At 42.2% G+C, this 18426-nt stretch carries 32 protein-coding genes; all 32 read right to left on the bottom strand.

Annotated elements, in window-relative coordinates:
* Window positions 1-112 precede the first annotated feature (112 nt).
* The 32 genes from FKX92_RS11205 to tgt all read right to left on the bottom strand — a co-directional run bounded on the left by FKX92_RS11205 (window position 113) and on the right by tgt (window position 18288).
* On the bottom strand, window positions 113-1372 hold the full coding sequence (locus FKX92_RS11205; protein WP_149566338.1) for a glutamate-cysteine ligase family protein: 1260 nt from the start codon (window positions 1370-1372) through the stop codon (window positions 113-115).
* A gap of 247 nt (window positions 1373-1619) precedes the next feature.
* Complete coding sequence (gene rplQ / locus FKX92_RS11200) at window positions 1620-2006, bottom strand: 50S ribosomal protein L17 (protein ID WP_002894521.1); 387 nt, start codon at window positions 2004-2006, stop codon at window positions 1620-1622.
* A gap of 11 nt (window positions 2007-2017) precedes the next feature.
* Entirely contained in the window at window positions 2018-2956 is a 939-nt protein-coding gene (locus tag FKX92_RS11195) for a DNA-directed RNA polymerase subunit alpha (protein WP_002894519.1), read from the bottom strand.
* Window positions 2957-3001: 45 nt separating this feature from the next.
* Window positions 3002-3385, bottom strand: coding sequence for a 30S ribosomal protein S11 (rpsK, locus tag FKX92_RS11190; RefSeq protein WP_001118385.1), 384 nt, complete (start codon window positions 3383-3385; stop codon window positions 3002-3004).
* Window positions 3386-3404: 19 nt separating this feature from the next.
* A complete protein-coding gene (rpsM, locus tag FKX92_RS11185) occupies window positions 3405-3770 on the bottom strand; it encodes a 30S ribosomal protein S13 (RefSeq protein WP_002894516.1) in 366 nt (121 codons plus the stop codon).
* 17 nt (window positions 3771-3787) lie between these two features.
* Window positions 3788-3904, bottom strand: coding sequence for a 50S ribosomal protein L36 (rpmJ, locus tag FKX92_RS11180; protein ID WP_001808836.1), 117 nt, complete (start codon window positions 3902-3904; stop codon window positions 3788-3790).
* Window positions 3905-3926: 22 nt separating this feature from the next.
* On the bottom strand, window positions 3927-4145 hold the full coding sequence (infA, locus tag FKX92_RS11175) for a translation initiation factor IF-1 (RefSeq protein WP_001029883.1): 219 nt from the start codon (window positions 4143-4145) through the stop codon (window positions 3927-3929).
* A gap of 117 nt (window positions 4146-4262) precedes the next feature.
* Window positions 4263-4901, bottom strand: coding sequence for an adenylate kinase (locus tag FKX92_RS11170; RefSeq protein ID WP_149566337.1), 639 nt, complete (start codon window positions 4899-4901; stop codon window positions 4263-4265).
* Window positions 4902-5073: 172 nt separating this feature from the next.
* Window positions 5074-6381: a preprotein translocase subunit SecY gene (gene secY, locus FKX92_RS11165; protein ID WP_002905788.1), complete on the bottom strand. Its 1308-nt coding sequence runs from the start codon at window positions 6379-6381 to the stop codon at window positions 5074-5076.
* 12 nt (window positions 6382-6393) lie between these two features.
* Window positions 6394-6834: a 50S ribosomal protein L15 gene (rplO, locus tag FKX92_RS11160; RefSeq protein WP_125410810.1), complete on the bottom strand. Its 441-nt coding sequence runs from the start codon at window positions 6832-6834 to the stop codon at window positions 6394-6396.
* A 154-nt stretch (window positions 6835-6988) separates the two neighbouring features.
* Window positions 6989-7171 carry a 50S ribosomal protein L30 gene (rpmD, locus tag FKX92_RS11155; RefSeq protein ID WP_002894509.1) on the bottom strand — a complete coding sequence of 61 codons (183 nt, stop codon included), beginning with the start codon at window positions 7169-7171 and terminating at the stop codon, window positions 6989-6991.
* 13 nt (window positions 7172-7184) lie between these two features.
* Window positions 7185-7679, bottom strand: coding sequence for a 30S ribosomal protein S5 (gene rpsE, locus FKX92_RS11150; protein ID WP_002894506.1), 495 nt, complete (start codon window positions 7677-7679; stop codon window positions 7185-7187).
* Window positions 7680-7696: 17 nt separating this feature from the next.
* On the bottom strand, window positions 7697-8053 hold the full coding sequence (rplR, locus tag FKX92_RS11145; protein ID WP_009659213.1) for a 50S ribosomal protein L18: 357 nt from the start codon (window positions 8051-8053) through the stop codon (window positions 7697-7699).
* Window positions 8054-8138: 85 nt separating this feature from the next.
* A complete protein-coding gene (gene rplF / locus FKX92_RS11140) occupies window positions 8139-8675 on the bottom strand; it encodes a 50S ribosomal protein L6 (RefSeq protein ID WP_002894503.1) in 537 nt (178 codons plus the stop codon).
* A gap of 190 nt (window positions 8676-8865) precedes the next feature.
* Window positions 8866-9264, bottom strand: coding sequence for a 30S ribosomal protein S8 (gene rpsH / locus FKX92_RS11135; RefSeq protein WP_148887770.1), 399 nt, complete (start codon window positions 9262-9264; stop codon window positions 8866-8868).
* A gap of 180 nt (window positions 9265-9444) precedes the next feature.
* Complete coding sequence (locus tag FKX92_RS11130; RefSeq protein ID WP_001085697.1) at window positions 9445-9630, bottom strand: type Z 30S ribosomal protein S14; 186 nt, start codon at window positions 9628-9630, stop codon at window positions 9445-9447.
* Window positions 9631-9647: 17 nt separating this feature from the next.
* Window positions 9648-10190, bottom strand: a complete 543-nt coding sequence (gene rplE / locus FKX92_RS11125) for a 50S ribosomal protein L5 (protein ID WP_002894499.1) — start codon at window positions 10188-10190, stop codon at window positions 9648-9650.
* A 23-nt stretch (window positions 10191-10213) separates the two neighbouring features.
* Entirely contained in the window at window positions 10214-10519 is a 306-nt protein-coding gene (rplX, locus tag FKX92_RS11120; protein WP_002894497.1) for a 50S ribosomal protein L24, read from the bottom strand.
* Window positions 10520-10594: 75 nt separating this feature from the next.
* Window positions 10595-10963 carry a 50S ribosomal protein L14 gene (gene rplN / locus FKX92_RS11115; protein ID WP_002894494.1) on the bottom strand — a complete coding sequence of 123 codons (369 nt, stop codon included), beginning with the start codon at window positions 10961-10963 and terminating at the stop codon, window positions 10595-10597.
* Window positions 10964-10988: 25 nt separating this feature from the next.
* Complete coding sequence (gene rpsQ, locus FKX92_RS11110; RefSeq protein ID WP_000440801.1) at window positions 10989-11249, bottom strand: 30S ribosomal protein S17; 261 nt, start codon at window positions 11247-11249, stop codon at window positions 10989-10991.
* 23 nt (window positions 11250-11272) lie between these two features.
* Window positions 11273-11479 (bottom strand): 50S ribosomal protein L29, encoded by a 207-nt coding sequence (rpmC, locus tag FKX92_RS11105; protein WP_002894488.1) that lies wholly within the window; start codon window positions 11477-11479, stop codon window positions 11273-11275.
* A 9-nt stretch (window positions 11480-11488) separates the two neighbouring features.
* Window positions 11489-11902 (bottom strand): 50S ribosomal protein L16, encoded by a 414-nt coding sequence (gene rplP / locus FKX92_RS11100; protein ID WP_000960948.1) that lies wholly within the window; start codon window positions 11900-11902, stop codon window positions 11489-11491.
* 3 nt (window positions 11903-11905) lie between these two features.
* On the bottom strand, window positions 11906-12559 hold the full coding sequence (gene rpsC, locus FKX92_RS11095; RefSeq protein ID WP_002894486.1) for a 30S ribosomal protein S3: 654 nt from the start codon (window positions 12557-12559) through the stop codon (window positions 11906-11908).
* Between the two features lie 12 nt (window positions 12560-12571).
* A complete protein-coding gene (gene rplV, locus FKX92_RS11090; protein ID WP_002894484.1) occupies window positions 12572-12916 on the bottom strand; it encodes a 50S ribosomal protein L22 in 345 nt (114 codons plus the stop codon).
* A gap of 11 nt (window positions 12917-12927) precedes the next feature.
* A complete protein-coding gene (rpsS, locus tag FKX92_RS11085) occupies window positions 12928-13209 on the bottom strand; it encodes a 30S ribosomal protein S19 (RefSeq protein ID WP_000533766.1) in 282 nt (93 codons plus the stop codon).
* A gap of 85 nt (window positions 13210-13294) precedes the next feature.
* On the bottom strand, window positions 13295-14128 hold the full coding sequence (rplB, locus tag FKX92_RS11080; RefSeq protein ID WP_002894482.1) for a 50S ribosomal protein L2: 834 nt from the start codon (window positions 14126-14128) through the stop codon (window positions 13295-13297).
* Window positions 14129-14145: 17 nt separating this feature from the next.
* Window positions 14146-14442 (bottom strand): 50S ribosomal protein L23, encoded by a 297-nt coding sequence (locus FKX92_RS11075; RefSeq protein WP_002922993.1) that lies wholly within the window; start codon window positions 14440-14442, stop codon window positions 14146-14148.
* On the bottom strand, window positions 14442-15065 hold the full coding sequence (rplD, locus tag FKX92_RS11070; RefSeq protein ID WP_002907496.1) for a 50S ribosomal protein L4: 624 nt from the start codon (window positions 15063-15065) through the stop codon (window positions 14442-14444). The genes FKX92_RS11075 and rplD overlap by 1 nt, the downstream gene beginning before the upstream one ends.
* Before the next feature lie 24 nt (window positions 15066-15089).
* Window positions 15090-15716 carry a 50S ribosomal protein L3 gene (gene rplC, locus FKX92_RS11065; protein WP_002894479.1) on the bottom strand — a complete coding sequence of 209 codons (627 nt, stop codon included), beginning with the start codon at window positions 15714-15716 and terminating at the stop codon, window positions 15090-15092.
* 84 nt (window positions 15717-15800) lie between these two features.
* Window positions 15801-16109: a 30S ribosomal protein S10 gene (gene rpsJ / locus FKX92_RS11060; RefSeq protein ID WP_002894478.1), complete on the bottom strand. Its 309-nt coding sequence runs from the start codon at window positions 16107-16109 to the stop codon at window positions 15801-15803.
* A gap of 372 nt (window positions 16110-16481) precedes the next feature.
* Window positions 16482-17120, bottom strand: coding sequence for a uridine kinase family protein (locus tag FKX92_RS11055; RefSeq protein WP_149566336.1), 639 nt, complete (start codon window positions 17118-17120; stop codon window positions 16482-16484).
* A 25-nt stretch (window positions 17121-17145) separates the two neighbouring features.
* Window positions 17146-18288 (bottom strand): tRNA guanosine(34) transglycosylase Tgt, encoded by a 1143-nt coding sequence (tgt, locus tag FKX92_RS11050; protein ID WP_002899664.1) that lies wholly within the window; start codon window positions 18286-18288, stop codon window positions 17146-17148.
* Window positions 18289-18426: the final 138 nt, after the last annotated feature.

Raw genomic sequence — 18426 nt, 5'->3', positions numbered from 1 at the left:
CTTTCGCGACAACTATATTAGTATATCACCTATACCTACTACCTGTCAATACCTTTTTTAATCTTTTTTTAAATTTTTCTAGAATTTTTTATTCATCAGAGGCTAGCCTCTATTAAAGAGAGGGAAGATAAGCTTCCTCACCTAGTTGACGTGCTATTAAACCAGCCCTCGCCAGCTGAAGCAAACTCTCTGTGAATTCATAAATATGCTCTGTTTCGCTTGTGGTCAACTCTTTTTTAGAAAACTTTCTTCTTAAAGCTTTGTAATTCCGACCTTCCTGCTGAAAGAAGGGAGCATCTTGTAAATAGGCTTTTACATTCTCCAAGTTTTCTAAAATACCAAGATGAAAAGCGGCAGAAGCAAAAGTTTTATCAAAAGGCTGGGTGCAGACGCTCCGAAACTCTACTGTCCCCCGTGTCGTCAAATCTTGATACTGATAACTTCTATGATTCTTGAAGTCTGATTCCTTTGGTGTCAAGTTTACTTTCTCACCTGAGAGGCTATAAGCTTCAATAGTTTTTTGACTCAAGTATTCATTAGCACCTATCGGATAGAAATAGTAGGATTTGCCTTCCCGTTCGGCAGTGAAAAGCGCTGATTTACTAAGATAAGTAAAAAATTCATCTTCAGTTTGAAAATCTTTCGAATTCACACCCGCATTTTCCTGTAAAATGCCATGCATTGATTGCTCCCAGAAAATATCCCGAGCTATTTTTGTATTCCAAGAAGAATCTGAAAATTCTGAATTGGCAAAAAGGTATGCCTTAGCAGCTTCAATTTGATTGAAGACATTGATAACAGTCAAATAATTCTCTCTTGAAACATCCAACTGCACTTGACTCCCACAAATAAAAGCTCCATATTCTGGATAATTGTGCAGACCATTCATGTTCTTTCCCATAGCTAAATACTGCATCAACATTTCATATCTTGGATACTTAACTGGACTATTATCATTTTCTGCCCAGAAAGGATGAATACCTTCTCCTTGAATTTCATGGTCTTCTTCGCGCAGAATTGGCTGAATAATGTTCAGATAGTTATTAAAACGCTCTTCAACTTCTTGAATTCTGCTAGCCTTTGCAAAAGCAAATTCCAAAGTATTATAAGAGACCTCAAAAAGAATTCTGTCTTCATTTTTAGTAGATTTCAGTTGGATGGGATTGCCATCTCTATCAAATCGTTCCGACTCAAAATCATACTCTTCCAATAGACGCTTCAAAAGATTCTTGGCAACATTTGTATCCGTCGCTCCGCCCTGGCAATTGACAATAGGAAATTCTAACTCAATGCCAATGTAGACAGTTGGATTTTCTTTAATATTCTTTAAATAACGCTCTTTTAAAATTTGGATTGAATCAGTCATTTCCATTTCCTATAAATTTTTGATAGTGTTAGAGTATTATAACAAAATTTCAGGTATTTTCCTAGCTTCATGCAAAAACGCCTGCTTACGAAATTGTTTTTGTCTTAAAAGCAATTTCGTAAACAAGCGTCTACCTATTATCACCTATATGATGAGTGTTCCCGCTAGGAAAGAATCCTAGCGGTAGACCAGAGCTAGACTAAGAATAGAGATTCTATTCCATCATCATAACACTCAACAAAGATTGATGATCTTAAACTAATTCGATGATTGCCATTGGCGCAGCATCTCCACGGCGCGGTTCAGTTTTCAGGATACGAGTATATCCACCGTTGCGCTCTGCATAGCGTGGTGCAATCTCAGAGAACAATTTTTGAAGAGCAGTAGTTGTAGTATACTTTTCTGTTGCTTCATCATAGTTTTCTGATGCGATTTCATTGCGTACAAAAGCTGCAGCTTGACGACGAGCGTGCAAGTCTCCACGTTTGCCCAATGTAATCATTTTTTCAACTGTTTTACGGATTTCTTTAGCACGAGCTTCAGTTGTCACGATTGATTCGTTGATCAGCAAATCAGTAGTCAAATCGCGAAGCATTGCTTTACGTTGTGAGCTAGTGCGTCCTAGTTTACGGTAAGCCATGTATTCCTCCTTTATTTATCGTTTTTTAACCCCAGACCGAGATCAGCAAGTTTAACTTTTACTTCTTCCAGACTCTTACGTCCCAAGTTGCGAACTTTCATCATTTCAGGCTCAGATTTTTCTGTCAAATCAAATACAGTATTGATACCTGCACGTTTCAAACAGTTGTATGAGCGAACTGACAAATCTAATTCTTCGATAGTCCGTTCCAAAATGCGGTCATCAGAAGTCTTTTCTGCTTCCTTCATAACGTCTGCAGCGATAGCTACTTCTGTCAGATTAGTGAAGAGATTCAAATGTTCCGTAAGGATGCGGGCTGAAAGTCCCAAAGCATCTTCTGGAATAATTGTTCCATTCGTTAAAATTTCAAGGGTTAGTTTGTCAAAACCATCGTTGCTACCAACACGAGCTGGCTCAACCTGGTAATTAACTTTTGTCACAGGCGTATAGATAGAATCCACCGCAAGTGTTCCCACTGGTGCATCATCTTTCTTATTTTCATCTGCAGGCACATAACCACGACCGCTATTGACAGTCATCGTTGCCTTAAAGCTTGCACCTTCTCCGATTGTAAAGAGATAATGATCAGGGTTTATAATTTCAATATCACTGTCTGTCAAAATGTCTCCGGCAGTTACTTCTGCTGGTCCTTCAACATCCAGTTCAATAATCTTTTCGTCTTGGACGTAAGATTTTACAGCAATCCCTTTGACGTTCAGAATAATTTGCATCACGTCTTCGCGGACACCGGAAATTGTATCAAACTCGTGCAAAACACCTTCAATATTAATTGAAGTAACAGCAGCACCTGGAAGTGAAGCCAAAAGCACACGGCGAAGAGAATTTCCCAGTGTTGTACCATAACCACGCTCAAGCGGCTCTACTACAAACTTGCCATAATCTTTATTTTCATCAATTTTTGTTATATTTGGTTTTTCAAACTCAATCATTTGCTATACTCCCTCTTAAACGAAAAGCAGTGTAACGGTTGGTGATTATACACGGCGACGTTTTGGAGGACGAGCACCATTGTGTGGTACAGGAGTCACATCACGAATAGCTGTTACTTCAAGACCAGCGGCAGCAAGAGCACGAATAGCAGACTCACGACCAGAACCTGGACCTTTTACAGTAACTTCAACTGATTTCAGACCGTGTTCCTGTGCAGATTTAGCAGCTGCTTCAGATGCCATTTGGGCAGCAAATGGTGTAGATTTACGAGAACCTTTAAATCCAAGAGCTCCAGCAGATGACCAAGCAATCGCGTTACCATGCACATCAGTAATCATAACAATAGTGTTATTAAATGTAGCGTGAATATGAGCAATACCGGATTCGATATTTTTCTTCACACGACGTTTACGTGTTGGTTTAGCCAAGACTTTTTACCTCCTTATATTATTTTTTCTTACCTGCAATCGCAACAGCTTTACCTTTACGAGTGCGGGCGTTATTTTTAGTGTTTTGTCCACGGACAGGAAGTCCACGACGGTGACGGATTCCACGGTATGAACCGATTTCCATCAAACGCTTGATGTTCAAGTTTACTTCACGACGAAGGTCACCTTCAACTTTAATCGCATCTACTTCACGACGGATAGCGTCTTCTTGTTCGATTGTAAGATCTTTTACACGGATGTCTTCTGAAACTCCAGCAGCTGCCAAGATTTTCTTAGAAGTTGGAAGTCCGATACCGTACACATAAGTCAGTGAAACGACTACACGTTTGTCATTTGGAATGTCAACTCCAGCAATACGAGCCATTTTTTCTCCTTTCTATCTTATCCTTGACGTTGTTTGTGTTTTGGATTTGCTGGGCAAATTACCATAACACGACCATTACGACGAATAACTTTACAGTATTCGCAAATTGGTTTGACCGATGGTCTTACTTTCATTTTTTCCCTCCAAGTTTTTCGATTATTTAAAGCGGTATGTGATCCGTCCACGTGTCAAATCATAAGGACTCATTTCTACAGTCACACGGTCTCCCGCTAAAATACGAATATAGTTTTTACGAATTTTACCAGAAACTGTTGCTAAAATCTGATGTCCATTTTCAAGTTCAACCGTAAACATTGCATTAGGCATTGTATCAACTACCTTGCCTTCAACCTCAATCACATCGTCTTTTGCCACGCAAAAGTACCTCCATAAATTTCGATTTGATTCCTCTGAGCACAGAGGTAACAATTATAAGTCAGACTAATTCATTGTATCACTACTTGTCAAATATTGCAAGCAGGAAAAACGCTTTTATTTCAAATTTGTCAAGACTTTTTCGATAGCTGAGAAGACATCATTAATATCTTGATTCCCTTGAATATCATGGACCAGACCTTTGCTGCGGTAGTGTTCAATAATCGGCTGACCCTGAGCGATATTGACATCCAAACGACGTTTAACCGTCTCAGGCTTGTCATCTTCGCGCTGGTAGTAATCCTCTTCTTTGTAGTCTGCTGGCGGATTGAAGACCTTGTGGAAGGTTTCGCCTGTTTGACGATGGATAATCCGACCGCTCAAACGCTCCAGTAAGCTGTTAGGATCCACTTCGATATTGATAACGCCGTCCAAAGCTAAATCAAGCTCTGCCAGAGTTTGATCCAAGGCATTTGCTTGCTCAATCGTGCGCGGATAGCCATCCAAGAGGAAGCCTGTTTGCTTAATATCATCCTGGCTCAAGCGCTCTTTGACAATGCCGTTTGTCACTTGGTCTGGAACCAACTCGCCCTTGTCAATATATGACTTGGCTAAAACGCCCATCTCTGTTTGGTTAGCAATCGCTGCACGGAACATATCTCCAGTTGAAATATGTGCAACATTGAAATGCTCAACGATTTTAGCAGCTTGAGTTCCTTTACCAGCACCTGGTAAGCCCATAATCAAAAGATTCATGATTGGTCTCCTTTTTTGTTTTTAAAGCAATCTATTAAACCGATTAATAAACTCGTTTAAAAACAAAATAGAAGGGGGTGAGTCTACTCTGTCCCCTTTTATTTTGTTTATTTTTGGTTCAAGAAAGGTTATCTGAACAGGCTTCTCATTAGAAAAGCTATTCAAAATTCCCTTACTCTGAAGTATCCATAAAGCCGACATACTTTCTCTTCAGCAGGTAGCCTTCTAGCTGTTTCATTCCCTCAATACCAGTTGAGATGATGATTAAGAGACTGGTTCCTCCAAGAGCAACGGCATCTGTCAATCCAAATACATCTTTAGCCAAGATAGGCAGGATAGAGATGAAACCTAGGAAAAGAGAGCCCACTGTTGCCAAACGACGCAACAGCTTAGACATGTAGTCTTCTGTTCCTTTACCCGGACGAACACCTGGAATGTAGGCTCCGCTCTTTTGCAGATTTTCTGCTGTCTTCTCTGGATTAATCTGTACAAAAGTATAGAAGAATGTAAAGAGGACAATCAGGAAGGCGTACATGAACATACCACTAATGGTCGTTGTTGCCAAAAGTGACTGAGCTGTCTTAACCCAATCTGCGTCATAGCCCATGGCACTGACAACTTGGAAAATCGCTGCCGGTGCAGCTGTAATCGAGCTGGCAAAGATTACTGGAATAACCCCAGCCGGATTGACTTTCAGTGGCAGATAGGAGCTAGAAGGTGCACCCTTAGCTACTTTCGTATACTGAATTGGAATTTTATATTCAGCCTGCTGTACAAAGGTTGTAAAGTAGATAATCAGCAAGACTGCCACAATCAGAATTCCTACAAAAATGAAAGATGAAGTCAAACGTTCACTAGGAATATTGACAAAGTAATCTTCATAGATACCTTTAATCATATCAGGGATAGCTGAAACGATACCAGCAAAGATAATCATGGAAACTCCATTCCCGTAACCCTTGTCTGTAATCTGCTCACCTAGCCAAGTTACAATCATAGAACCTGTTGCTAGAAGAACGCAAATCAAAGCGTAGGTCTGAACATTAGGATTAGCAACCAGATTAGCTCTTGAGAGAGTATCAAAACCAGCGGTAATCCCAATTGCCTGCACAAAGGCCAAAACTAGGGCGATATAACGGGTCGCTTGATTCAGCTTCCTCCGTCCCACTTCCCCTTGCTTGCCCCACTCTACAAACTTCGGAAGCAAGTCCATCTGCAGCAACTGAACAACGATAGAAGCTGTGATATAAGGACTGACCCCAAGTGCAAAGACAGAGAAGTTGCGCATGGCGTTACCAGAGACCAAGCTCAGCATATTCAGGAATGGTAAATCATTCAAATTGCTTAAGGCTTTGGCATTAATTCCCGGAACCGTTATGGTTGTACCGATACGGAAAACTAAGATGATAAAAATCGTGAACAAAATCTTAGACCGTACCTGTTTGATTTTAAATGCGTCTTTTAATAGTTTGAAAAACATAGGTCACCTCGCTTAGATGACTTCCACTGAACCACCTTTAGCAGTGATAGCTTCTTCAGCTGATTTAGAGAATTTAGCTGCCTTAACAGTCAATTTCTTTGTCAATTCTCCGTTACCAAGAATCTTGATACCTGATTTTTCAGCTTTTACAATACCTGCTTCGATGAGAACAACTGGTGTTACTTCAGCGCCATCTTCAAAGGCGTTCAGTTGGTCAAGGTTAACAATCGCATATTCTTTGCGGTTGATGTTTAGGAAGCCACGTTTTGGAAGACGACGGAACAATGGAGTTTGCCCACCTTCAAAACCAAGGCGAACTCCGCCACCGCTACGGGCTTTTTGACCTTTTTGACCACGGCCAGATGTTTTACCGTTACCAGATGAAGTACCACGACCAACACGGTTGCGGACTTTACGAGAACCTACAGCAGGTTGTAATTCATGAAGTTTCATTATATTATTTCTCCTCTTTTGTAAAATGCTAGCGCTCATATAGGAGAAAAGGTGTCTCCTATATAAACTCGCCTATACATATATTTAGTTTTAGGGGCTGAGAAAATCCCATCCCCTAACATATTTTAATTTAAAGTTGTTAAACCAGCAAAGCTTATTTAACTTCTTCAACAGTTACCAAGTGTGATACTGCAGTAATCATACCGCGTACTGCTGGGTTATCTTCTTTGATAACTGAGCTGTTCAATTTGCCAAGTCCAAGTGCTACAACAGTTTTACGTTGTGACGGGATGCGTCCGATTGGAGACTTAGTCAAAGTAATTTTAATTTGAGCCATGTTATCCCCTTTCTTATGCCAAGTCAGAAACTGAAATACCACGAAGGGCAGCAACTTCTTCAGCGCGTTTTAATTGTTTCAAACCTTCAACAGTTGCGCGAACGATGTTGATTGGTGTGTTAGAGCCAAGAGATTTAGATGTAACATCTGCTACACCTGCCAACTCGATGACGGCACGAACCGCACCACCGGCAGCAACTCCAGAACCCTCAACAGCTGGCTTAAGCAATACTTTAGCTCCGCCAAATTCTGAAAGAACTTCGTGAGGAATTGTTGTGCCAACCATTGGTACTTCAATCAAATTCTTCTTCGCATCTTCAACTGCTTTGCGGATTGCTTCTGGTACTTCTTGGGCTTTACCAGTACCGAAACCAACACGACCATTGCGATCACCAACAACTACAAGAGCTGCAAAGCGAAGACGACGTCCACCTTTAACAACTTTTGTAACACGGTTGATGGCAACTAAACGTTCTTCAAGTTCAACTGCGTTGTCTTTAAATGCCATTTTCTAGTGTCCTCCTCTTAGAATTTCAATCCGTTTTCACGAGCTGCATCAGCCAAAGCTTTTACACGTCCGTGATAGAGATATCCACCGCGGTCGAAGACGACTTCAGAAATACCTTTAGCAACTGCACGTTCAGCAACGAGCTTACCAACAACAACGGCTTGTTCTGTTTTAGTTCCTTTTGAAACTTCTTTGTCAAGAGTTGAAGCGCTTGCGAGCGTTACACCCGCTACGTCATCAATCACTTGAGCGTAGATGCCTGTATTAGAACGGAATACGTTCAAACGTGGGCGATCAGCAGTTCCAGAGAGTTTTCCGCGAACGCGACGGTGGCGTTTTTGGCGGATTTTATTTTTATCTGGTTTCGTAATCACAATTTTCACCTCTTAATTTTAATCTTGTGCTTATGCACAACCTTGGGAAACAGCTTGTTTGGCTGAAAAAATCAGCCAGACAAGATTATTTACCAGTTTTACCTTCTTTACGGCGAACGAATTCACCAACGTAGCGGATACCTTTACCTTTGTATGGCTCTGGAGCACGCAGGCTACGTACGTAAGCTGCAGTTTGTCCAACTACTTCTTTTGAAATTCCGCTGACAACGATAGTTGTTGGGTTTGGAAGTTCAAAAGTGATGCCTTCTGGTGCTTCTACTTCGTCTGGATGAGATTTACCAACTGAAAGTACAAGCTTTTTGCCTTGAAGTTGTGCACGGTAACCAACCCCACGCATTTCAAGTTCTTTCTTGAATCCTTCTGATACACCAACAACCATGTTGTTCAAAAGGGCACGAGTTGTTCCGTGGATTGTTTTCATTTCTTTTGAATCGTTTGGACGGTGAAGAGTTACTTCAGTTCCTTCCACACGGATTTCAATATCTTTTGAGAACTCACGAGTCAGTTCTCCTTTAGGTCCTTTTACAGTTACAACGTTGTCTTTGTTGCTGATTTCAACACCAGCAGGCAACACGATAACTTTATTACCAATACGTGACATGTATATATTCTCCTGTTAGATTGTCAGGCCGCAAGCGACCAGTTTTCACGGGGGCTTAAATCGATTTCTTGATTTAAAGGAACATTTAGGTTTCAATTTCAAAGTGAATCTAGGCATCGTCTCGCAGGCATAACTTTGGGTTAGGCAAGAGACGATAACGAAGAGTCACAAGGAAATTGGGAGCTAAATATTACCAAACGTAAGCGATAACTTCTCCACCAACATTCTTTTGGCGTGCTTCTTTATCAGTCAGCAAGCCTTCAGATGTTGAAAGGATAGCAATTCCAAGTCCGTTCAGAACTTTTGGAAGATCCTCGCGTTTTTTGTAAACACGCAGACCTGGTTTTGAAACGCGTTTCAAACCAGTGATAACTTTTTCACCATTTTGTCCGTATTTAAGGAATACGCGGATGATGCCTTGTTTGTCATCTTCGATGATTTCAACGTTTTTTACAAAACCTTCACGTTTCAGGATTTCAGCAATCCCTTTTTTGATGTTTGATGCAGGTACTTCAAGTACTTCATGTTTTGCCTGGTTAGCATTACGAATACGAGTTAAAAAGTCTGCAATTGGGTCAGTCATAACCATTTTATATTTCTCCTCTTACTAGTAGTTTGCAAGCTGCACTTGCTAGTTAATGATTGAGCTATGCTCAGAATATGTTTCTAGGTTTCAATTCCTAAGTGAGTCTAGGCATCGGCTTGCAGGCATAACTAAAGTTAGGCAAAAGCCGATAACGAAGAATCATGACGGAATTGGAAGCTAGAATTACCAAGATGCTTTGGTAACGCCAGGGATTTGTCCTTTGTATGCTAATTCACGGAAGCAAACACGGCAAAGTTTAAACTTGCGGTAAACGGAATGTGGACGGCCACATTTTTCACAACGAGTATAAGCTTGCGTAGAGAACTTAGCTGGGCGTTTGTTCTTAGCAATCATTGATTTTTTAGCCATTTGTTTTACCTCCTATATTATTTTGCAAAAGGCATTCCAAGGCCTGTAAGCAATTCGCGTGACTCTTCGTCAGTGTTAGCAGTTGTTACGATAACGATGTCAAGACCGCGAGTCTTATCAACGTCATCAAAGTTGATTTCTGGGAAGATCAATTGTTCTTTCACACCAAGTGTGTAGTTTCCGCGTCCATCAAAAGATTTTGTTGGAACACCGTGGAAGTCACGAACACGTGGAAGAGAAACTGAAACCAATTTATCCAAGAATTCATACATACGTTCGCCACGAAGGGTTACTTTAGCACCGATCGCTACACCTTCACGAAGACGGAAGCCGGCGATTGATTTTTTAGCTTTAGTGATAAGTGGTTTTTGACCTGAGATAAGAGCCAATTCTTCAGCAGCTTTTTCAAGGTTTTTAGCGTTTGATACAGCGTCACCGACACCCATGTTCAAAACGATTTTATCCACTTTTGGCACAGCCATAACAGATGAGTAGTTGAACTTTTCAGTCAAAGCAGGAACTACTTCTTTAAGATATTTTTCTTTTAAACGATTTGCCATTATACTTCTCCTTTCCTTCGTGATTAGTCAAGCACTTCGCCTGATTTTTTATTGTAACGAACTTTTTTGCCGTCTACAAACTTGTAGCCAACACGTCCTGCAACACCATTTTTGTCAAGAACTTGAACGTTTGACACATGGATTGGTGCTTCTTTTTCCACGATAGCACCTTGAGGGTTTTCGTTATTTGGTTTTTGGTGTTTCTTAACGATGTTTACACCTTCAACAACAACTTTGTTTACTTTTGGAAGAGCTGTAACAACAAGCGCTTCAACACCCTTGTCTTTACCAGCAATTACGCGAACTTTGTCGCCTTTTTTTACAAACATTTATTTCTCCTCTTAATTCTTACGCCCATAGGGGCACCCTGACTTTTGTCAGGGGACTGTGTTTGTTAATTTTGATTAAAGTACTTCTGGAGCCAATGATACGATCTTCATGAAGCCGCCGTCACGCAATTCGCGAGCAACTGGGCCGAAGATACGAGTTCCGCGAGGAGTTTTGTCTTCACGGATGATGACTGCAGCGTTTTCGTCAAATTTGATGTATGAACCATCTTTACGACGAGCACCTGATTTAGTACGAACGATAACAGCTTTTACAACGTCACCTTTCTTAACCGCACCACCAGGAGTAGCTTGTTTTACAGACGCAACGATTACATCACCGATGTTAGCGAACTTACGTCCTGAGCCACCAAGAACTTTGATTGTCAAGATTTCGCGAGCGCCGCTGTTGTCGGCAACTTTCAAACGAGTTTCTGTTTGAATCATTTAAGTTTTCTCCTTTCTGGTTTGATTAGATGATAACCGCTTCTTCAACGACTTCTACAAGACGGAAGCGTTTTGTAGCTGAAAGCGGACGAGTTTCCATGATACGAACGATATCGCCTTCTTTGGCAACATTGTTTTCGTCATGTGCTTTGTACTTCTTAGAGTAGTTAATACGTTTACCATAGACTGGGTGGTTACGTTTAGTTTCAACTACAACTGTGATTGTTTTGTCCATTTTATCAGAAACAACGCGTCCGACAAGAACTTTACGATTATTGCGTTCCATTGAAATTCTCCTTCCCTAGTCTATTATTTAACTTCTGATTGAACAGTTTTGATACGAGCGATTTGTTTTTTCACTTCTTTCAGGCGAGCTGTCTGCTCCAATTGGCCAGCAGCTGCTTGGAAACGAAGATCAAACAATTCTTTCTTCAATTCATTTTCACGCTTCGCGAGTTCTTCTTGAGAAAGACCACGAAGTTCTTTAACAAATTCTTTTACTTCATTAAGTTTCATGCCTTCTCCTTATTCTGCTTCACGTTTTACGAATTTACATTTAACTGGAAGTTTGTGGCTTGCAAGGCGAAGCGCTTCGCGAGCGATTTCTTCTGAAACGCCAGCAACTTCAAACATTACTTTGCCACGCTTAACTGGCGCAACCCAACCTTCTGGAGCACCTTTACCAGATCCCATCCGTACACCGATAGCTTTTGCAGTGTATGATTTGTGTGGGAAGATTTTAATCCAAACTTTACCACCACGTTTCATGTAACGAGTCATAGCGATACGGGCAGCTTCGATTTGGCGGTTAGTGATCCAGTGGCTAGTAGTTGCTTGAAGACCGTATTCTCCAAATGCTACTTCTTTTCCGCCTTTAGCTTCACCGCGCATTTTTCCACGGAATTCGCGACGGTGTTTAACACGTTTAGGTACTAACATTGGTTATTTACCTCCTTTAGTGTTTTTACGAGCTGGAAGGACTTCTCCACGGTAGATCCAGACTTTAACACCCAGTTTACCGTAAGTAGTGTCAGCTTCTTCCCAAGCGTAATCGATATCCGCACGAAGAGTGTGAAGCGGAACAGTTCCCTCAGAGTAACCTTCGCTGCGGGCAATATCTGCTCCGTTCAAACGACCTGATACTTGAGTTTTGATTCCTTTAGCTCCTGCACGCATTGTACGTTGGATAGCTTGTTTTTGAGCACGACGGAAAGCAACACGCTGCTCAAGCTGGCGAGCAATTCCTTCACCAACCAGATGCGCATCCAAGTCAGGACGCTTGATTTCGATGATGTTGATGTGGACTTGTTTTCCAGTCAATTTGTTGAGTTTTGCACGTAGTGCATCAACGTTTGCTCCACCTTTACCGATAACCATACCTGGCTTAGCAGTGTGAAGAGAAACGTTTACTTTGTTTACTGCGCGTTCAATTTCAATAGTTGAAATCGCTGCGTCAGCCAATTCTTTTTGAACGAATTTACGGATTGCAAGATCTTCATGAAGGTAATCCGCGTATTCTTTTTCAGCATACCATTTGGCATCCCAATCACGGATGATGCCGACACGCATACCAATTGGATGTACTTTTTGACCCACGATGTTACCTCCTTATTTTTCTGCAACGACCACAGTGATGTGGCTTGTGCGTTTGTTGATTGGTGAAGCTGAACCTTTAGCGCGCGGACGGAAACGTTTCATAGTTGGTCCTTCGTTTGCGAAAGCTTCAGATACTACCAAGTTTGCTTTTTCCAAACCAAAGTTGTTTTCAGCATTAGCGATTGCAGAGTTCAAAACTTTTTCGATAATGCCAGCAGCTTTATTTGGAGTGAATTTCAAGATTGCGATTGCGTCAGCGACGTTTTTACCACGAATATTGTCAAGAACCAGACGAGATTTACGAGGTGAAACACGCACTGTACGAGCCATTGCTTTAGCTGAAGTAATTTCTGCCATTTATGTTCTCCTTATTTTCTACGTGTTTTCTTGTCGTCTGCAGCGTGACCCTTGTAAGTACGAGTTGGCGCAAATTCACCAAGCTTGTGACCTACCATGTCTTCCTGGATGTAAACAGGCACGTGTTTACGTCCGTCATAAACTGCGATTGTGTAACCAATGAAACTTGGGAAGATCGTTGAACGACGTGACCAAGTTTTGATGACTTTTTTCTTTTCGTCGTTAGCTTGAGCTTCAACTTTCTTCATCAGATGCTCATCGACGAAAGGTCCTTTTTTAAGACTGCGTCCCATTTTATATTTTCTCCTTTAAATAAGTACCACAGCGGCCTGCGCTGACTAAGCAGCGCTACCGAGCTGGCGGATAGATTGTTTTAATTTATTTCTCGTTGCGACGACGAACGATAAGTTTGTCAGATTTCGCTTTTTTGTTACGAGTTTTAAGTCCAAGAGCAGGTTTGCCCCATGGAGTAGATGGCGCTTTACGACCAACTGGTGCTTTACCTTCACCACCACCGTGTGGGTGATCGTTAGGGTTCATTACAGAACCGCGAACTGTTGGGCGGATACCTTTCCAACGGCTACGTCCTGCTTTACCAAGGTTTACAAGTCCATGTTGTTCGTTTCCAACAACACCAACTGTAGCGCGGCAAGTACCAAGAATCATACGAACTTCGCCTGATTGAAGACGAACAAGAGTGTACTTACCTTCTTGACCCAATACTTGAGCAGAAGCTCCAGCAGCACGAACCAATTCTCCACCGCGGCCTGGTTTCAACTCAATATTGTGAACCAAAGTACCAACTGGGATGTTAGCAAGCGGAAGAGCGTTTCCGACTTTGATATCTGCTTCAGGACCTGAAACGATGCGTTGACCAACTTCAAGACCTTTAGGAGCGATGATATAAGCCTTCACACCGTCAGTGTAGTGAACCAAAGCGATGTTTGCTGAACGATTTGGATCATACTCAATTGTTTTTACAACTGCTTCAACAGCGTCTTTGTTACGCTTGAAGTCAATCAAACGGTAGTGACGCTTGTGACCGCCACCTTGGTGACGAACAGTGATGCGACCGTTGTTATTACGACCAGCCTTGCTCTTCAAAGAAACAAGCAAAGATTTTTCTGGAGTGCTGGTAGTGATTTCAGCGAAATCCAAAGAAGTCATATTACGGCGACCGTTTGTTGTTGGTTTATAAACACGAATTCCCACGATATTTCCTCCTTAGATTATTCTTCTTCTGCACCGAACAACTCGATTGCTTTAGAATCAGCTGTCAGTGTTACGATAGCTTTTTTAGTTTTGTTTGTAAAACCAGTGTAGCGTCCAACGCGTTTTGCTTTTGGTTTTACATTGATAGTGTTAACGTTAGCAACCTTAACTCCTTCAAAAGCAGCTTCAATAGCTTGCTTGATCAAGAGCTTGTGAGCGCGAGTGTCCACTTCAAATACGTATTTGCCTGCTTCGTACTGAGCCATTGAGCCTTCAGTGATAACAGGTTTTTTGATTACGTCGTACAAATTCATTATGCAAGAACCTCCTCGATTTTAGAGATAGCTGCCTGAGTAACCAGAAGTTTATCGCTGTTTACGATGTCCAGAACGCTTGCAGTTGTTGCAGTTGCAACTTTCACGTTTGGAAGGTTGCGAGCTGAAAGTGCAGCGAATTCATTTCCTTCTTCAAGGATAACAAGAACTTTCGTATCGATGCTCAGTGCAGCAAGCACTTTTGCAAACTCAGCAGTTTTTGGAGCTGTAAATGAAAGGCTGTCTACAGCTACGAATTTGTTTTCAGCAACTTTTTCAGAGTAAACTGATTTCAATGCCAATCTACGAACTTTACGTGGAAGTTTGTAAGCATATGAACGAGGAGTTGGACCGAATACGATACCACCACCACGCCATTGTGGAGAGCGGATAGAACCTTGACGAGCACGTCCAGTTCCTTTTTGACGCCATGGTTTGCGTCCGCCGCCTGATACTGCAGAACGGTTTTTAACAGCGTGAGTTCCTTGACGAAGGCTAGCGCGTTGGCTGATGATAACATCAAAGACAACTGATTCATTTGGTTCAATACCAAAGATCGCATCGTTCAGAACTACTTCACCAGCTTCTTTACCAGTTTGGTCAAATAATTTTACGTTTGCCATTGTGACTGATTTCCCCTTTCTTTATTATTTACCAGCTTTAACTGCTGACTTGATAGTGATAAGAGATTTCTTAGCACCTGGTACGTTACCTTTAATCAGGATAACGTTCTTCTCTGGAACAACCTGTACGATTTCAAGGTTTTGAATCGTTACACGGTTGCCACCCATACGTCCAGCCAAGCGTTTGTTTTTGAACACGCGGTTTGGCGCAACTGGTCCCATTGAACCAGGACGACGGTGGTAGCGTGAACCGTGAGCCATTGGACCACGAGATTGGCCGTGGCGCTTGATAACACCTTGGAAACCTTTACCTTTTGAAGTTCCTGTTACATCAACAACATCACCAGCTTCGAATGTATCGACAGTGATTTCTGCTCCTACTTCCAAGCCTTCAATGTTTTTGAATTCACGAATGAAGCGCTTAGGAGCTGTGTTAGCTTTCGCTACATGGCCTTTGGCAGGTTTGTTGCTCAATACGTCACGAAGATCATCAAAACCAACTTGAACTGCGTTGTAACCATCTGTTTCAACTGTTTTAACTTGAAGAACAACGTTTGGAGCTGCTTCAACAACAGTTACAGGGATTAATTCGCCAGCTTCAGTGAAGATTTGAGTCATTCCCACTTTTTTCCCTAAGATTCCTTTTGTCATGAGAAAATGTTTCCTTTTCTATAATTTTTTTCAAAAAGTTTTTAACGAGCGTTTTTCATGCTCTGGTTTAGATCAAACTTCAGATTAAAGTTTAATCTCTACGTTCACACCACTTGGAAGATCCAGTTTCATCAAAGCGTCAACTGTTTTTTGAGTTGGGTTGATGATATCGATCAAGCGTTTGTGAGTACGCATTTCAAATTGTTCGCGAGAGTCTTTGTATTTGTGAGTCGCACGAATGATTGTGTAGAGGCTGCGCTCAGTTGGAAGTGGGATTGGACCCGCAACTTCAGCACCAGTACGAGTAGCAGTTTCTACGATTTTTGCAGCCGCTGTATCAAGTGTACGATGTTCGTAAGCTTTCAAACGGATGCGGATTTTTTTGTTTGCCATCTTTTTCTCCTTTTCGTCTATTTAAGATAATAGGCTAGCTCCACAAGAAAACCGACAGGTGATTGCGTGGCAATGCAACCGAGCGTGTCGCAACCTCTTGCATCAAAGCTACACGCTGTATTTTTACAGCACCATAGTATCTTAACACAAAGAACCAGTCATTGCAAGGGATTTGAGTAATTTTTTAAAGATTTTTAGGATAATTTTTTATGAAAGTGTTTTCTAAACAATTTATAAGTCTTGTAAATCATTATAGAGAAGAAAATTTAGACTTTTAACTTATTTATTCGAGTTTGTATTCAGAAAATACAAAATCTCACTGACGCACATCAGTGAGATTAGAAACGAAAATTTACCCTTGGCTACTTTGTTTTATAACAAGGGACTGTTCTTTTCAATGCGAAAGCTATTGCCCGACTGGCAGATGACAAGGTCTGCAGCTGCTAGATAGGGTTGATAAAAGTGCCTATATTGCTCTCGTCGAGCCAGATGCGTCTGCTCTATCCACTCTGGCCTGCGCTCTCGCACAGCCACATCCCGTGCCAAGCGTCGTCCTAACTCAGTCTGATCGTCCGTGTAAAAGCAAATTGACAAATCAAACAAACTTTCAGGCAAAAAGGCAGCCGACATGCCTTCTACTATTAAAATAGGCTTTCGGGCAGACAAACGCAAGCTAGGCGACCAAGCTGTGCCAATGGTCAGAATATCCAGACCAGACTGCAAGGCACAAATATCTCGCTCCAGACTCCCGAGTTCATGAACGGCTGGGAGACAGGCTGTGACTTTTTGATGAGGAAAATCTTTGGAACTAAGCAAATCGCGATACTCTCCAGTAATTACATAAGGATCTGTTTCCAGCAGATTGGCTCGGTCCTCACTCAAGGCTAGCTGGAGTTTTCGAGCAAAAGTCGACTTCCCCGAAGCACCATGACCATAAATACGAAGGGTATGTTTTTGGTCGTCTGACAGATACGCTGTCAATCTTTTCAGCAATTTCTCTTCATCAGACATGGCTTCTCCTTTCAAATGGAGATTCTTAGAAATTTCGGCTGGATTTATTGTAGCCGTAGCGCTCAATAAAGTCTTCGCGGAATTCCAGCAGGTTGTCATCCATGATAGCTTGGCGCACCTTCTTCATAAGGTTTACCAAGAAGTAGAGATTATGATAGCTGGTCAGGCGGATGCCGAAGGTCTCGTCCGCTTTGAGCAAGTGGCGGATATAGGCCCGCGTGTAGTTGGTACATGTGTAGCAGTCACAGTTGTGGTCAAGCGGCGTGAAATCTTCCTCAAACCGAGCGTTTTTAACAACCAGACGTCCTTCGCTGGTCATACAGGTACCGTTTCGGGCAATCCGAGTCGGCAGGACGCAGTCAAACATATCAACGCCACGGATAACCCCATCAATCAAGCTATCTGGCGCCCCAACTCCCATGAGGTAGCGAGGCTTGTTTTCAGGCAGTAGGGGAGTTGTGAAGTCCAGCACTGCATTCATCTCTTCGTGAGATTCACCAACTGCCAGTCCTCCAATTGAGTAGCCCGGAAAATCCATGCTGACCAAGTCTTGAGCAGACTGACGACGCAAATCTTCAAATCCAGCACCCTGAACAATCCCAAAGAGTCCTTGGTCGTGTGGACGGCTGTGGGCCTTGAGTCCACGCTCTGCCCAACGGCTAGTCCGCTCAATGGACTTCTTGACATAGTCATAGGGCTGGTAGAACTGCGGGCATTCATCAAAGGACATCATAATGTCACTGCCCAGATTGTTCTGGATGGAAATGGCCTTTTCTGGCGATAGGAACATCTTAGATCCATTGAGGTGGTTCTTGAAAGTTACTCCTTCTTCTGTGATATTGCGGCTGTCAGCTAGAGAATAGACCTGAAAACCACCGCTATCCGTCAGAATTGGCTGATCCCAGTTCATGAACTTGTGCAAGCCACCTGCACGAGCAATCAGCTCATCGCCCGGCCGCAGCCAGAGGTGGTAAGTATTGGACAAGATGATACCAGAACCCATTTGCTTGAGCTCTTCTGGTGACTGGGTCTTGACCGTCGCCTGGGTACCAACCGGCATAAACATAGGCGTCGGAAAAGTCCCGTGAGGCGTGATAATTTCCCCCAAACGAGCACCTGTATGCTTTTCTTTTTTAATCAAACGATATTGAATCGGTGATGTTGACATGTTTCCTCCTGCTGGGAAAAACAGTCCCAGCGATTTTTCTTCTATATAATGAGCAGCAAGGGCTCACAAGATACCGTATGATTTTACCAAAAAAACTTCTATCTGTCACGGGGTATGATATAATGTAACAGACAAATC

This window comes from Streptococcus sanguinis (assembly GCF_008329445.1).
In the GTDB taxonomy this organism is placed as follows: Bacteria; Bacillota; Bacilli; order Lactobacillales; family Streptococcaceae; genus Streptococcus; species Streptococcus sanguinis_O.
This window is presented reverse-complemented; position numbering and strand designations above follow the sequence as displayed.